The organism is Huintestinicola sp. (assembly GCF_050874005.1).
Classification (GTDB): Bacteria; Bacillota; Clostridia; order Oscillospirales; family Ruminococcaceae; genus Huintestinicola.
The window spans coordinates 25,800-41,386 of the sequence record NZ_JBNMJV010000003.1 but is presented as its reverse complement, the minus strand read 5'-3'; the positions used below and the strand labels follow the sequence as shown (position 1 = coordinate 41,386).

General features: G+C 49.3%; 12 protein-coding genes and 3 tRNA genes. 12 read left to right on the top strand and 3 right to left on the bottom strand.

The window, feature by feature from the left end; genetic code table 11:
• Nucleotides 1-355 precede the first annotated feature (355 nt).
• The 3 genes from ACR0QN_RS01970 to ACR0QN_RS01960 form a co-directional block, all read right to left on the bottom strand.
• A tRNA-His gene (locus tag ACR0QN_RS01970) sits at nucleotides 356-432 on the bottom strand.
• A gap of 118 nt (nucleotides 433-550) precedes the next feature.
• Nucleotides 551-627, bottom strand: a tRNA-Arg gene (locus tag ACR0QN_RS01965).
• Between the two features lie 29 nt (nucleotides 628-656).
• Nucleotides 657-730: transfer RNA gene (locus tag ACR0QN_RS01960), tRNA-Gly, on the bottom strand.
• Nucleotides 731-1,042: 312 nt separating this feature from the next.
• Here ACR0QN_RS01960 and ACR0QN_RS01955 point away from each other — a divergent pair.
• The 12 genes from ACR0QN_RS01955 (at nucleotide 1,043) to ACR0QN_RS01900 (ending at nucleotide 14,985) form a co-directional block, all read left to right on the top strand.
• Nucleotides 1,043-2,980, top strand: a complete 1,938-nt coding sequence (locus ACR0QN_RS01955) for an aconitate hydratase (RefSeq protein WP_432649510.1) — start codon at nucleotides 1,043-1,045, stop codon at nucleotides 2,978-2,980.
• A gap of 33 nt (nucleotides 2,981-3,013) precedes the next feature.
• Entirely contained in the window at nucleotides 3,014-3,229 is a 216-nt protein-coding gene (locus ACR0QN_RS01950) for a hypothetical protein (RefSeq protein ID WP_432649509.1), read from the top strand.
• Nucleotides 3,229-3,696 carry a DUF3795 domain-containing protein gene (locus tag ACR0QN_RS01945; RefSeq protein ID WP_432649508.1) on the top strand — a complete coding sequence of 156 codons (468 nt, stop codon included), beginning with the start codon at nucleotides 3,229-3,231 and terminating at the stop codon, nucleotides 3,694-3,696. The genes ACR0QN_RS01950 and ACR0QN_RS01945 overlap by 1 nt, the downstream gene beginning before the upstream one ends.
• Nucleotides 3,697-3,757: 61 nt before the next feature.
• Nucleotides 3,758-4,978 carry an NADP-dependent isocitrate dehydrogenase gene (locus ACR0QN_RS01940; protein WP_432649507.1) on the top strand — a complete coding sequence of 407 codons (1,221 nt, stop codon included), beginning with the start codon at nucleotides 3,758-3,760 and terminating at the stop codon, nucleotides 4,976-4,978.
• Nucleotides 4,979-5,459: 481 nt separating this feature from the next.
• Nucleotides 5,460-6,104 (top strand): redox-sensing transcriptional repressor Rex, encoded by a 645-nt coding sequence (locus tag ACR0QN_RS01935; RefSeq protein ID WP_432649506.1) that lies wholly within the window; start codon nucleotides 5,460-5,462, stop codon nucleotides 6,102-6,104.
• A gap of 142 nt (nucleotides 6,105-6,246) precedes the next feature.
• Entirely contained in the window at nucleotides 6,247-7,233 is a 987-nt protein-coding gene (locus tag ACR0QN_RS01930) for a hypothetical protein (protein ID WP_432649505.1), read from the top strand.
• A gap of 100 nt (nucleotides 7,234-7,333) precedes the next feature.
• Complete coding sequence (locus ACR0QN_RS01925) at nucleotides 7,334-8,287, top strand: AAA family ATPase (RefSeq protein WP_432649504.1); 954 nt, start codon at nucleotides 7,334-7,336, stop codon at nucleotides 8,285-8,287.
• An 11-nt stretch (nucleotides 8,288-8,298) separates the two neighbouring features.
• Nucleotides 8,299-9,324: a DUF58 domain-containing protein gene (locus ACR0QN_RS01920; protein WP_432649503.1), complete on the top strand. Its 1,026-nt coding sequence runs from the start codon at nucleotides 8,299-8,301 to the stop codon at nucleotides 9,322-9,324.
• A gap of 22 nt (nucleotides 9,325-9,346) precedes the next feature.
• Nucleotides 9,347-11,980, top strand: a complete 2,634-nt coding sequence (locus ACR0QN_RS01915) for a transglutaminase-like domain-containing protein (protein WP_432649502.1) — start codon at nucleotides 9,347-9,349, stop codon at nucleotides 11,978-11,980.
• Between the two features lie 112 nt (nucleotides 11,981-12,092).
• Nucleotides 12,093-12,863: an RluA family pseudouridine synthase gene (locus ACR0QN_RS01910; protein ID WP_432649501.1), complete on the top strand. Its 771-nt coding sequence runs from the start codon at nucleotides 12,093-12,095 to the stop codon at nucleotides 12,861-12,863.
• A 137-nt stretch (nucleotides 12,864-13,000) separates the two neighbouring features.
• Complete coding sequence (locus ACR0QN_RS01905; RefSeq protein ID WP_432649500.1) at nucleotides 13,001-14,518, top strand: cache domain-containing protein; 1,518 nt, start codon at nucleotides 13,001-13,003, stop codon at nucleotides 14,516-14,518.
• Nucleotides 14,461-14,985 carry a methyl-accepting chemotaxis protein gene (locus tag ACR0QN_RS01900; protein ID WP_432649499.1) on the top strand — a complete coding sequence of 175 codons (525 nt, stop codon included), beginning with the start codon at nucleotides 14,461-14,463 and terminating at the stop codon, nucleotides 14,983-14,985. Before ACR0QN_RS01905 ends, ACR0QN_RS01900 begins: the two co-directional genes overlap by 58 nt.
• Nucleotides 14,986-15,587 lie beyond the last annotated feature (602 nt).

The window sequence follows — 15,587 nt, the reverse complement described above, 5'->3', positions numbered from 1 at the left end:
TTGTAAACTTCCGCCTGCTCAAAGCAGAGCGGAGCTTATTTTTCTTTTTTGCGTTTTCACCCCTTCAAATCGTTGAAAGGGGCTTCTACCGCATCATATTATTAACATTATAACAAAAAAAAGGAAGTATGTCAACGTGAAGTTAGAGTATTTTATACAAAAATATTTTCAATTCATTTTGGTGGTTTTGCATAATGAGATGGAAGTAAAAAGAAAAAAAGAAAAAAAAGAAAAAAAGAATAAATTATAAATAATAAGCTACAGCGCCCATGCCTGCGTTTATTCATTATAATTTATTCTTTAATTCTTTCGTATTTATAATTTTAGCCCTCTTCGTAAGAAGAAGGCTATTTTGTGGGGTGGGAGATGGGATTCGAACCCACGATCTTCGGGACCACAATCCGACGCTTTAACCAGCTAAGCTACACCCACCATATAAAATGTAACATCTGAGGATGTTACATAAAATACGTTCCCATATGCAGAAGCCCAGGAACTGCCAAGAAAATGAAACTGTACAGCAAAAATGCTGTACGGCTTCGGAAGAAATTGGCGCGTCTTACTGGATTCGAACCAGTGGCTTACTGCTTAGAAGGCAGTTACTCTATCCAGCTGAGTTAAAGACGCATATATTTAACCCCGATCATCGGGGATTGTGGAGCGGGTGATGGGAATCGAACCCACGCGACCAGCTTGGAAGGCTGGAGTTCTACCATTGAACTACACCCGCATTGAGGGGTGTCACAAAAGGCGTTCTTTGGCACTCACCTCAAGTGACGTTTTATATTATATCACACAAATCTGCCTCTGTCAAGTGTTTTTTGAGAAAAAAATCTTCCAAAGCCGATTATTTTTTTGTGCAATATAAGCAACTTTTCCCAAAAACCGCTTTAAACCGCCGCTTAGCTAAAAATATTCATTGACAAAGGCATAGAAAAACGCTATAATAAAAAGTATAAAAAAGCAAGGGTGCTGTATCTCCGTCGGGCGCCCTGTGCGGACGGCGAGATAAGCCCCGCACTTTGAAAGGATTGATTTTAAAATGGGACTCACACTTACCGAAAAGATCCTCAAGGCTCACGTTGTTGACGGCGAGTTCGTCAAGGGCAGCGAGATCGGCATCAGGATCGACCAGACACTGACACAGGACGCTACAGGCACTATGGCATATCTCGAGTTTGAGGCTATGGGCGTTCCCAGAGTAAAAACCGAGAGATCTGTTGCTTACATCGACCACAACACCCTCCAGTCGGGCTTCGAAAACGCCGACGACCACCGCTTCATCGGCTCTGTTGCCAAGAAGCACGGCATATATTTCTCCCGTCCCGGCAACGGTATCTGCCACCAGGTACACCTTGAGCGTTTCGGCGCTCCCGGCAAGACCCTTATCGGTTCGGACAGCCACACCCCCACTGGCGGCGGTATCGGTATGATAGCTATCGGCGCAGGCGGTCTCGATGTTGCTGTTGCAATGGGCGGCGGCGCATACTATATTACATACCCCAAGATCGTTAAGGTTGAGCTTACAGGCAAACTTTCTCCCTGGGTATCCGCAAAGGACGTTATCCTTGAAGTGCTGAGACGTCTCTCCGTTAAGGGCGGCGTAGGCAAGGTCATCGAATACTGCGGCGAGGGCGTTAAGACCCTTTCCGTGCCCGAGAGAGCTACCATTACAAATATGGGCGCAGAGCTTGGCGCAACCACTTCTATCTTCCCCTCCGACGAGACTACAAGGGAATTCCTCAAGGCTCAGAAGCGTGAGGACGTTTACGTTCCCCTGTCTGCTGACCCCGATGCGGTTTATGACGAGGTAGTTGAGATCAACCTCTCCGAGCTGGTTCCCCTTGCAGCTTGTCCCCATTCTCCCGACAATGTTAAGACTGTCGAGGAGATCGGCAAGCTGAAGATAGACCAGGTCTGCATTGGCTCATGCACAAACAGCTCCCTTATGGATATGATGAAGGTAGCCCACATCTTAAAGGGCAAGACCGTTCACCCCGACGTTTCCCTTTCCATCGCTCCCGGCTCCAAGCAGGTCCTCAATATGCTGGCTCAGAACGGCGCTCTTGCTGTAATGATTGACGCAGGCGCAAGAATTCTGGAGTCTGCCTGCGGTCCTTGTATCGGAATGGGTCAGTCCCCCAACTCAAAGGGCGTTTCTCTCAGAACATTCAACCGTAACTTTGAAGGCAGAAGCGGCACAAAGGACGGTCAGATATATCTTGTATCTCCCGAAATGGCTGCAGCTTCCGCTCTCACAGGCTATCTTACAGACCCCAGAACTCTTGAGGGTACATTTGAATTCACAATGCCCAAGGAGTTCGTTATCAACGACAATATGGTGGTTCCTCCCGCAGCCGAGGCAGAGATGGACTCTGTTGAAATTCTCAGAGGTCCCAACATCAAGCCTTTCCCCGAGACCGCTCCTCTCTCCGAGACTATCGAGTGCGGCTGCTCTCTCAAGGTTGGCGACAACATCACCACCGACCACATTATGCCTGCAGGCGCAAAGATCCTTCCCCTGCGCTCCAATATCCCCGCTATCTCAAATTACTGCTTCACCGTCTGTGACGAGAAGTTCCCCGAGAGAGCAAAGTCTATGGGCAAGAGCATTATCGTGGGCGGCTCCAACTACGGTCAGGGCTCCTCTCGTGAGCACGCAGCACTTGCTCCCCTTTATCTGGGCGTTAAGGCTGTTCTCGTTAAGAGCTTTGCACGTATCCACAGAGCAAACCTCATCAATGCGGGCATTCTTCCTCTCACATTCGTAAACGAGGCTGATTACGAGAATATCGCTCAGGGCGACGAGCTTGTTATCGCAGATGTAAGAAAGGCTGTTTCCGAGGGCAAGACCCAGCTTACAGTTGTGAACAAGACAAACGGCAAGGAGATCCCTGTTCTCTGCGAGCTTACAGGCAGAACAAAGGATATCGTTCTTGCAGGCGGTCTGCTTGACTACACAAGAGAGTCTTTAAAGTAAGAAAAATAAACTTCTGGAATGGGGAATAGGTTTATGGATACGGAGCTTTTCGCACTGAGACGCAGGAGCAGAGGTCCCGATACTGCGGGCGAATGGATAGCATTCATTTTAGCCGTAGCTGCAGCAACGGCTGTTGACAGCTTGCTGAAAAAGAACTTTCCGGAGATGAACCTGAGACTCAGACGAGGAATTTCCTCCATTCCCACCATCTTAATTTTACTTCTGTACTTTTGTGTCATCAGAAAATAATGGAACAGAAAACCGTGACCTTGGCAAAATGCGGTATGGACTGCACCTCCTGCCGCTTTGCCCTTGAAAATGACTGCCCCGGCTGTCCCTACTGCACCCCTCCCGAAGAGCGTGAAAAGCTGTTCGAGGACGAGGAGTGCGAGGTGGGCAGATGTGCGGAGGAAAAAGGCTTTGAGCACTGCGGCAAATGCCCCGGATTTCCCTGCGAAGCTCTGAAAGAAGTGAGCTTTGACACTGAAACGGGAGACGGCGGAAGCAGGCTTATGCGGCTCAAGGCTGTAAAAGACGAGGAATTCCGCCGGAAAAGGCGCAGGCTTACCGCTCCCCTGACGGGAGGGTGTCTGGGGCTTATAACGGGCGTCATTATCGGCTGTATCACAGGGGAAATCCCTCAGATGACAGCCGCAGGGCTCGCCTGCGGTATCGGTCTCGGCTTCATTGCAGGCATTTCAAAGGGTGACAAATGATAATTTTCGCAAGCCCTATATATCAGGTACATATGGAAAAATTTTATTGGAGGTAACCAAAATGTCTGAGAAGATCAAAATGACCACACCCCTCGTTGAAATGGACGGAGACGAAATGACCCGAATCATCTGGAAGATGATAAAGGATATACTTATCACACCTTATGTTGACCTCAAGACCGATTACTACGATCTTGGCCTTGTTCACAGAAACGAGACAAACGATCAGGTAACAATTGACTCCGCAGAGGCTACAAAGAAGTATGGCGTTGCCGTTAAGTGCGCTACCATCACCCCCAACGCTCAGAGAATGACCGAGTATGACCTGAAGGAGATGTGGAAGTCCCCCAACGGCACCATCAGAGCTATCCTTGACGGTACTGTTTTCAGAGCACCCATCATCGTAAAGGGCATCACTCCCCTTCTCCCCACCTGGACAAAGCCCATCACCATTGCCCGTCACGCTTACGGCGATGTTTACAAGAACACCGAAATGCAGGTTGCGGAAGGTTCCAAGTGCGAGCTGGTATGCACCGACCAGGAGGGCAACGAGACACGCTCCCTTATCTACGATTTCAAGGACAGCGCAGGCGTTATCCAGGGTCTCCATAACAAGGACAACTCCATCAGAAGCTTTGCAAAGGCTTGCTTCAACTTTGCTCTCGATACAAAACAGGATCTGTGGTTCGCTACCAAGGACACCATTTCCAAGAAGTACGACCACCGTTTCAAGGACATCTTTGCCGAGATCTACGAAGCAGAGTACAAGGAGAAGTTCGAGGCTGCAGGCATTGAGTATTTCTACACTCTCATTGACGACGCTGTTGCAAGAGTTGTACGTTCAAACGGCGGCTACATCTGGGCGTGCAAGAACTATGACGGCGATGTTATGTCCGATATGGTCGCTACCGCATTCGGCAGCCTGGGTATGATGACTTCCGTTCTTGTATCTCCCGACGGAGTTTACGAGTACGAGGCAGCTCACGGCACCGTTACACGTCACTACTACAAGCACTTAAAGGGCGAGGAGACCTCCACAAACTCCGTTGCCACCATTTTTGCGTGGTCGGGCGCTCTCAAGAAGAGAGGCGAGCTTGACGGAAACAAGGAGCTTTCCGAGTATGCCGAGAAGCTTGAAAAGGCTACTATCCAGACCATTGAAGAGGGCGTTATGACAGGCGACCTGTACGTTCTCTCACATCTTGAGAACAAGAAGAAGGTAAACACCGAGGACTTCCTTCTTGAGATAAACAAGCGTCTTTCAGCTCTGATGGCAGGCTGAGGCAGGCTGAGGCAGGCTGAGCCTGCAGCCAATCGTTCTGTAATTTATTTTGGGCGGCAGACGGGCGGCTCGGTAACGATACATATTAAGCTGTCACACAAAAAGCGTGTTGAGCCTGCAGCCAATCGTTCTGTAATTTATTTTGGGCGGCAGGCTGACGGCTCGGTAACGATACATATTAAGCTGTCACACAAAAAAGCGTGCTGAGCCTGCAGCCGTTCGTTCTGAAATTTATTCGGACGACAGGCGGGCGGCTCGGTAACGGCAGAAATTTGTTGTTTTATTACTCAAAACTTGTATGGGACGGGTCTCCCGTCCCACAAGCTTTATAATTTATTCTTCACTCTTTAATAATGAAGAACCGAATTTAAAGAATAAAGAAAAAATAATAAAGAATAAATACTGTATCTGCGGGGGTCGGCGGCAATGCTGCGGACTGCCCGCAGTTTATTCGGAATGTGTTGCAAAGGAATGGTCATCTATGGCAAGAAAAGAGGATATATCCTCCTCGGTAATAAAACGGCTCCCCAGATATTACCGCTTTATCGGGGAGCTTATAAATCAGGGACGGACACGGATATCCTCCGCAGACCTTGCGTCGCAGATGTCCCTCACAGCCTCTCAGATAAGGCAGGACCTTAACTGCTTCGGCGGCTTCGGACAGCCGGGCTGCGGCTACTCCCTCCCCGAGCTTCATTCGGAGATAGGACATATCTTAGGGCTTGACCGCCACAGGAAGGCGGTGCTCATAGGTGCAGGAAATCTGGGACGTGCCATAGCCATTCATATGAAGTTTGAAAATTTCGGATTGGAGCTGTGCGGCATTTTCGACAATGACGAAAACAAGACAGGTCTTACCGTTGCGGGAATGAAGATACTGCCTATGAAGGACATCGAGGACTTTATAAACAGGGAATGTCCCGTTGCCGCTATTTTATGCATACCGAAGGAGTCGGCGGAGAAATGCGCCGATATGCTGGTGGGCTGCGGAATAAAGGCATTCTGGAATTTCTCCCACTACGACCTTGCCACAAAGCACAAGGATATTGTGGTGGAAAACGTCCATTTAGGGGACAGTCTTATGCTTTTATCCTACGGACTGACCAATTCCGAAAATGATTTTTAGTGCAAAATATAGTATTTTTTACTAAAAGCATTGATTTTTTGTTGAATGTGTGATATACTTATAAAGACATACCGATTTGGGACAAAATATTTTTAACTTTGAAATTAACCGACCCCAAAGGGCTCGGACTGGAGGAAATATAATGCCATATCCTATTATTACACCGTCTTATTTTCAGGAGCTTGCCGAGGACAAAACTCTCGAGGAAAAGGTCCAGTACAACATTCTGACCTCTCCCAGCGCTGTGGAGTACGTTTTCCCCATCTATCAGAAGCCGCTTCTTAAAAAGCTTATGAGCATAACCGATGTGCTCAGCTTCAAGATGACAAACCTCAAGCCCGAGCACGAGGAAGAATTTGCAAAGCAGGGTGCTGCCATTGTTGAACAATACCCTCAGCTGAAACACTACTGGGAATTCAAGGTTCTCACTATGCAGATCCTCCAGAACAGGAACTTCGTTTTTGAAAAGCGTATGCTGCTCCTTAACTATGCCTACAAGACCCTTCAGGGAATGCTCGACAAGACCGAGGGCGAGGAGCAGGACAAGTATATCGCCACTTTCCTGCGTGATATGAATGTTCCCAAAAATCAGGAAGCTGTTATGAAGTATTTCGAGTCCATCACTCCCAACTTTGCATACAGCCTTTGTGACGGTCTCTCACTGCTCCGTGCGCTGCCCACATCGGAAGAATACGACAAGCTTCTTGAAACCGTATTTGCTTCCGTAAACTGCGACAGAGCAATGAAGGAATTCAAGTTCGACAAGGACGTTTATATGCCTATGAAGAAGGCTTATTACGAGGACTTCCTGAAGAGCGGCAGAGAGCATTACATTGAGCAGGTAATGGTGAACTATGTATGGACATACTGTATGCCCTATGCGGACTGCACCTCAAACCTGTGGGATAATTTCATATTCTTCAACACTTTGTTCAATACTATAAAGGTGCTCCTCACCTGCGCTACCTACAAGGCTGAGGATAAGGACGAGGCGTTCATCAATGCCATCACCGAATTTGACAAGGCGCTCAGAAGGACCAAGGGCAGCATTGTAAAGCTCATTGCCGCAGCCAACGCCAAGGAAGGTCTTGCCACCAACGGCGATATGGCTATCCTCTCTATGAGCTGATAAATTTACACATATTAACATATCCGGCGGCGGGAGCATCACTCTTGCCGCTTTGTTGTCTACAGGATAATTTCTTTTAAGTAAGGTTGGTATAATACGAATGGACATTGACAAGAAGCTTATTTCTCTGCTGAAAAGCGCCGCAGACGAGATCAGGAGATCCGTTATCGGCAAGGATCAGATAATCATCAAGATCCTTATGACCGCCTGCGCAGGGGGCCATATCCTCCTTGAGGATATCCCCGGAGTGGGAAAGACCACAATGGCGGTGGCTTTTTCAAAGGCTCTGAGCCTGAAATACAACCGTATGCAGTTCACCTCAGACGTTATGCCTGCGGACGTGACGGGGTTTAATATGCCAAGCCGCTCCACGGGAGAATTTGAGTGGAGACCCGGTGCGATGTTCTGCAATCTTTTCCTGGCAGACGAGATAAACCGAACCTCAAGCAAGACACAGTCGGCGCTCCTTGAAGCAATGGAAGAACGGTCTGTAACCGTTGACAGCGTTACAAGACCTCTCCCCGACCCGTTCATCGTCCTTGCCACACAAAACCCCTGCGGCTCGGCAGGCACTCAGATGCTCCCCGAAAGCCAGCTTGACAGATTTATGATACGCCTTACTATGGGATATCCCGAGGAAGCGGACGAGGCAGCTATTTTAAAGGCAAAATCTCAGAAAAGCAGTCTGCCCGAGGTAAGAGCGGTAATGACTGCGGATGACCTTGTAAGGCTCAGAAACGCTGCCGACAGCGTTTTTGTCAGCGACGAGATATTTGACTATATCGCAAGGCTTTCGGCGGCTACAAGAAAGGACAGCCGCCTTGAGCTTGGCGTAAGTCCCAGAGGTTCTCTTGCGGCGGCGGCGATGGCGAAATCTGCCGCAATGTTCAGCGGAAGAAACTATGTTATCCCCTCGGACGTGACCTATGTTTACACCGACGTATGCGCCCACCGTGTTATCCCTGCAAGGGTGAAAGGCAGGCTGCCCGGTGACGTGGAAGTGCGGCAGATACTTGAAAATATCTGCGGCGGAGTGCCCGCTCCCAAGCTGTAAAGGAAATTTTTATGTCAAGATTTCTGTATATTCTAATTCTTATCGGCGGAGCGGCTTTTTACCTGCTTTTCGCCGATACCCTTTCCTTTGTGCTGCTCATATCACTTATCATTCTGCCTGTGATACTGCTGGTAGAGCTTATAATTAGCTCGGCATTTCTCAAATGTTCGGTAAAGACCGGAAGGGTCACAGCCTTTCGTGGTGAACCCTGCGAGGCAGCGTTCTGCATTTCAAATAATTCCGTATTTCCCCTGCCAAACACAAAGCTGCGGATAAAGACCGTATGCTATCCGAGCGGTGAGACAAGCTTTTCAACTGTGAATATCCCTCTGCCCGCTCTGCGGACGGAGACTGTCACCGTTACTCTCGGCTCGGAGCATTGCTGCAGGGCGGAAATAACGGTGGAGAGCGTTAAAATTTACGACCTGCTCAGAATATTTTCCGCAAGGCGCTTTAAAAGGAAAATGAAATGCACCGCTTATATTATCCCGAAGCTGAAAGAAAATTATGCCGAGGAAGCAAGAGAGCTTTTAAGCCGCTTTGGGACAGAAATGTCCGAGGACTCGGAGACTGTGAGAGAACGGGGAAACGGCGCTCCCGGAGACGTATGCGGTTTTAGGGAATTTCTTCCCGGAGACAGGCTGAGCCTTATGCACTACAAGCTGAGTGCAAGGTTTGACAAGGATATAGTTAAGATACTGAACGTAAGCGGCGAGACAAGATTTCTCCTTACCGCAGACCTCACTTCCGAGGATAACGACAAGCGTGACAATGCTCTCGAGCGGCTTATGAGCGTGGCGTATTATCTTGCTTTGCAGAATGCTGAGGTATATGCAGCTGTACCTTCTCACATTGACCAATTTTCCCACAGCTCTGAGGGACTTGAGGTGCTGACGGGGGAAAACGGCTTCTCGGCGGTGAGGATAAAGGACGGCTCAGATTATTTTGCCGCCGCAAGGCTTTTCTGCGGGGAAAGTTTTCCTGCCGCAGAGGGAATAAGAGGATTTATAAATCACGATCTGTCCTGCGAGAGATGATTTTTAAAAAGGAGGCGGAGCTTTGAAAAATAAAACCGAAAAACTGCTCCGCTTTTCAGGCGGAGCATTCCCCATTACTGTTTCTCCCGGTATGCACGTGGGTGCAGGCAGAGTAAGGGGCATATATCTTATAATGCTGAGCCTTATCCCTTTGTGCGGTCTGTTAGGCTCGGTGTTCACATTTCTCACCGCCTGCGAAAGCAAGGGGCAGTATGTTTTGTCAAAGGGATTTGCCGCTGTGGCTGTTCTCTGCTTTTACGGGGTGTTTGCTCTGCTGTTTGCTTTAAGAGGAAGATTTCCGAGAGCGTCACGAAGCATTTCCGCTGTGATAATAGGCGGGTTGGGAATTTTCGCCGCCTGCAAATTTCAGTTTATCGTCAGAGGCTTTCAGCACATCATAAACAGCTTTATGGGCGCTGCTTTCAGCAAATATGCCGATACGCCCTATTTCTTTTTATCCGATGTTTTTTACTTCAAAGGAGAATATTACCGGAACGAATACTGCGCCCGTCTGGCTGCGGTGTGCGTTATCGGCATAATGGCGTTTGCCGCCTGCAGCTTTATCATAAGGCCAAATGTCCTTATTTTTGTCTGCGCCACCTTTCCCCTGCCCGAACTTTGCCTTTATTTCGGAATGGTGCCCGAAAGCTTCTTTTTCGGGCTGCTGGCGGCAAGCTGGTGCGGTGCGGCAGCGGCGGATATCTCAAGAATGGGGCTTTTTTCCGACAAGGGCGCCGAAAAGATATTCACCAAAATAAGCGCTCAGAGCGGCTTTGCGGCGGCTGTCATTATGCTGACAAGCTTTATAGGAGCGTCTCTTTATGCGGACGCTGTTGATTTTAAGCGCCCCGACTCGGTAAAGGAGTTCAGAAACGGCGTTGTGCTTTATATGCGTGACTTTTCCTGGGACAAGTTCTGCCGTGACATAAAAGAAACGGTGTTCCCCGAGAATAACGGAAAGCTCACCCACGACGGCAAGCTCGGAAACACCGAAAGCGTGGAATTTACGGGAAAGAATATGCTGGAGGTAACTCTCCCCTCGGACTGCGGCGGACTTTATCTCAAGGGCTTTACGGGAATTAACTACACAGGCTCAAGGTGGGAAAAGGGCGCTGAACTGCCGAGACTTGCGACCGATCTAACATCTCCCGAATTTTTCAGCGCAAGGGTACTGAAACGGATTGACGATTTTTCCTCTCTCAGGTCAAAGGACGTTATTATCCGCAACACAGGCATAAGCGCAGGGGTGAAATATTATCCCGTTAATGCGGCAGGACTGCTGGAGACTGACGGCGTAAGGCGGCGGTACGGGGTTTACTTCCCCGAGGGTGACTGGCGGAGCGTTGTGCTCTCAAGTGCCGATGAAATTTATCTTGAAGACGATATGGCGGCGGACGAACTGAGAATGCGTGAGTACGCTTACAAATACTGCCTTGACGTTCCCGAGACATTCACCGCTCACGAGGAGTTTTTTGAGGGCTTCGAGGGCGGCTCGGAGGAGGAAATTCTCAAATATATCCGCAGGGGGCTTGCGGACAGGTGCGAATATGCTCTTGAGTCGGGTAAGAAGCCCTTCGGTGCAGATTTTGCAGAGTGGTTTTTAACGGAAAACAAAAAGGGCAGCTGCACACATTTCGCTTCGGCGGCGACGCTTCTGTGCAGAAGTATGGGCATACCTGCGAGATACTGCGAGGGCTTTGTTATCAAGGAGGAGGACGTTAAAAGCTTCCCCGTAACGGACGGCTACACCACCGTCAGCGTTCCCGACAGCAGGGCGCACGCCTGGACGGAGGTATATATTGACGGCTTCGGCTGGCTTTCCTTTGAGGCAACTCCCGGCTACGGCAATATGATGCTTGAGCTTGACGGCTCGGAAGACAGCTTTGAGGACGCTCCCATTTCGGAAATAACCTCTGTTTCCACCGAAGCACCCGCATTTACGGAAAATCCCGCAGTCTCAAAGACGGACGTGGCGGAAGAGGGCATTGAAACGGAAATAACAGTCACCGAAACAAATTATGAAACTACTGTCACTATGTCCTCGGAGAATGAAGCTTCGAAGCTTCCCGACAGGTCCGAAACTGCTTACGGTGAGGGAGATGTGACAGAGGGAGCTTACGGCGGAGAGGCAGTCGGCACGTCCGTATCATATGTGGATAACGGGCAGTCGGTGGAGGCTTCGGAAAGCGGAAATGATATTACTATGACCGAGGAAAGCGGCTCTGCAGAGCTTGCTCCGAGAAAGGAAGTTCCCAAGGCGCTTATTGGAACGCTTACGGTCATTCTTTCGGCAGCGGCTGTTGTGCTGATAATGCTTTTGTACCGAAAGCTTATTTTTAAGTCACGGCGCAGGCGGCTGGCGAATGACCCCGACAAGGCGGCGGCGCATATATACAAAATGTTGCTGAATGTTTCCGGAGCGGATAATATCCCCGAGGAGCTGGCAGGCAGGCTTGAAGCTCGTGGTGTTTCCAAAGAACTTACGGAGACGGTGGTGAACACCGCTATGAAGGCACGTTTCGGCGGCGGTATCAATACTTCCGAGGCGGAAAGTGCATACGGCGCTCTGCAGTCGGCTATAAAAATATTAAACAAGGACACGAGTTTCTTTGCTGCCGCTCTGCTGTGGATAATGGCGAGGGACAGATATATGTAAATTACGGGGAGGAGTTTTTCTGGAACGGATACTTGAGCTTATCTGCAATGATGACGGGATCACCCTTGAAAGGCTCCTGCGGCAAAACGGCATTTCACGCCGCACCCTTGTTATGCTAAAGCGCACTTCTCTGGGCATTACCCGTAACGGAGAGCTTTGCAGGTCGGTGGATATCCTGCGAAAGGGCGACAGGGTGCTGCTGCGTATCCCCGAGAAAAGCGGCTGTCACCTTGAGCCGAACTCCGATATAAGCGTTCCCGTAATTTTCGAGGACGAGGATATAATTGTTTATGACAAGCCCCCCGGTATGCCCGTTCATCAGTCGCCCGGGCATTACGGGGATTGTCTGGCAAACGTATTTGCCGCAGGGTTTCCGGATACCGCCTTTCGGGCGGTGAACAGGCTTGACAAGGACACCACGGGGCTGTGCCTTGCGGCAAAAAGCAGGATAGGGGCGAACATCTCACGGGAGAATATCTCAAAGGTGTATTATGCGGTCTGCTGCGGCAAAATAACCGCTCCTATGCGGGTAGACGAGCCTATAGGCAGGGAGGACGGCTCGGCGTTAAGGCGAATTGTTCGGAGCGACGGAAAACGGGCGGTCACAAATGTTTGCCCGATTTCGGGAAACGAGCGCTACACTCTGCTTAAAATAATACTCGAGACGGGACGTACTCATCAGATACGGGTGCATCTGAGCCACACAGGCTTTCCTTTGGCGGGTGACAGCCTTTACGGCGGCGATATGTCGGATATTGGCAGGCAGGCGCTTCACTGCGGTGAAATGCGGTTTATCCACCCTGTGAGCGGCAGGGAGATATCCCTTTCCTCGCCGCTTCCCGATGATATGAAAAAAATTGCAGGCGGTATGACAAAATTATAAAAATTGTACGGCATATACAATAAATTACGCCACAAATTAACATTTTTGGAGAAAATATGACAATCATATTGTAATATTTTCAAAAGCGTGGTATAATTAGCATAGATATAATCATAGCGTAAAGAGGGCGAAGCCATATGAAAAAAAGCTATTCAAAAATAAAATCTATAAAGAAGCATATCATCATCGTAACGATGATGATCGTACTTATTCCGCTTATAATCCTTGGCGTATTCTGCTGCACATCTAACCAGTATTCCGCCACCAATCTTGCAACCACAAGCGTTGAAGAAATGTCGGAGCTTGCCGCACAGCGTGTTGAGTGGGAGCTGGAAAGCTTTCGCATCATTACAGAGGAAGCAGGCTGCAATGTGGAGCTCGCCGATGCTGACACCGCCGACAAGCGCAAGCAGGATATTATCAGCCTGAAAGTCCTCCAGTATAATATGGACAGAGGCGGCATCATTGACAAAAAAGGTATAGGTCTCAACGGCATCGACTACAGCGATACAGACTTTTTCAAAAACGCTATGAACGGCAAAACTACCATTACCGAGCCTATGATAGCTAAATCAAACGGCAAGATGTCCATTATCGTTGCCGCTCCCATATGGGATAACGGCGTTAAGGGCAAAAAGACTGTCGGCTGCGTTTACTTCGTTCCCCACGAGGAATTTCTTAACGATATCGTAAGAGAACTCAAAGTCAGCGACAACAGCACCGCTTACATTCTCGGCAAGGACGGCACGGTCATCGCCGATCTGGAGACCGAGGTCGTGGAAAGACAGCAGAACCTTATTGCTATGGCGCAGGAGTATCCCGAATATTCCGATTTTGCCGCTGTTCATCAGAAGATGATCGCAGGCGAGCAGGGTGCTGAGACTGTTACATTTAACGGACAGTCCACCATTGTGGGTTATGCTCCCATTGCCGAAACTGACGGCTGGTCTATCGGCATATGCGCTCCCTCAATGGATTTTATCAGAGACGCAGTTATCTGTATGTTTATCGCCATAGCTGTAGCAGTTATTTCTGCAATTGTTTCTGCCATCAACTCGGCAAGAATGGGACGTGACATCGGCGATCCCATTGCCCTCTGCACAGAAAGACTGAAACTGCTTTCCGAGGGCGATCTTTCAAGCCCTGTTCCCGAAATACATACCAATCACGAGACAAAGATACTTGCCGACGCCACCGAAACGCTGGTAGGCGATATGAACAGCATTATCGGCGATATCGGCAGAATTCTGGGTTCAATGGCTAACGGCGACTTCAACGTTAACTCCTCCTGCGGCGACGGCGTTTACAAGGGCGATTTCCACGTGCTCATCGAGTCTGTCACCGAGATAAACAGAAAGCTCAGCAACACTCTTTCTCAGATAAACACTTCCGCAGATCAGGTATCTAACGGTTCGGATCAGGTTTCGGGCGGCGCTCAGAGCCTTTCTCAGGGCGCTACGGAGCAGGCTTCCTCTATTGAAGAACTCAGTTCCACCATTCACACCATTTCCGACAAGGTCAGCGATACTACCGAGCATTGTATCAACGGCAAGCGGCTCACCGAGGAGTCGGCTGAGTACATTGACGAGGCTTCTCAGTGTATGAGCAAGCTCACCGAGGCTATGCAGGACATCAGCGAGGCTTCAGCAGGATAATCAAGGCTATCGAGGACATTGCCTTCCAGACTAATATCCTGGCGCTCAATGCGGCTGTTGAGGCGGCAAGAGCAGGCGACGCAGGCAAGGGCTTTGCCGTTGTTGCGGACGAGGTAAGAAACCTTGCTTCCAAATCCTCCGACGCTGCTCAGGAGACCACGGTTCTCATTGAACGTGCCATCAGCGCTGTGGAAAACGGCACGGGCATCACCGAGCAGACTGCAAGAGCGGTTGCCGATGTGGCACAGCGTTCCGAAGAAGTTAAAAACATTGTGGCTGAGATCGCTGAGGCAAGCACAGTTCAGGCGAATATGATCTCCCAGGTCACTCAGGGTATGGAACAGATCTCCGGCGTTGTTCAGACAAACTCAGCTACTGCAGAGCAAAGCGCTGCCGCTTCCGAGGAGCTTTCAGGTCAGGCTCTTATCCTTAAAAAGCTGGTGGGCGGATTTAAGCTCAGAAAGTAATTTTAAGTTTTTACATATCCCGCAGGGGTTTCCCTGCGGGATATCAGTCTGTCGAAAAAGAAACGACAATTATATAATATGCACAAACCAATGCAGAAATTGCTTCGTCAAAAACGTTCCACCGGAACGTTTTTGAGGGCAAATTTGTTTGAGCGCTCTACAAGGGGAGGCGGTCGTGTGAAGCTTGCTTCACAATATGCCTTCCCCTCGAAATGCTGTCGCATTTCTCACCCCTTGCTCCGTTCTTGAAGGATAAAGGAGATTTCGCCGTCTGCGGACGGCGACAAGGGGGCGCAGCCCCCTTGACCCCTGCCACCTTTGAAAAGGTGGACGAAACTTTTACTATGACCTTGTTTGTGCAATATTTTTTATAATAGCACTTTATCGACAAGCTGATATCCCGCAGGGGTTTCCCTGCGGGATATTTTTGTCCGTACAGCCTAATGCTGTGCGGATTTTTTTGACTTTTTGATGTTTATCAGCCCTACAAATTGTAATCTGGCGGGTGACGACCCGCAGCGAGACGTTCTGTAATTTTTTCGGGCGGCAGGCTGAAGGCTCGGTAACGATAGAAACGAGCTGCCCTATAAATTGTAATATGT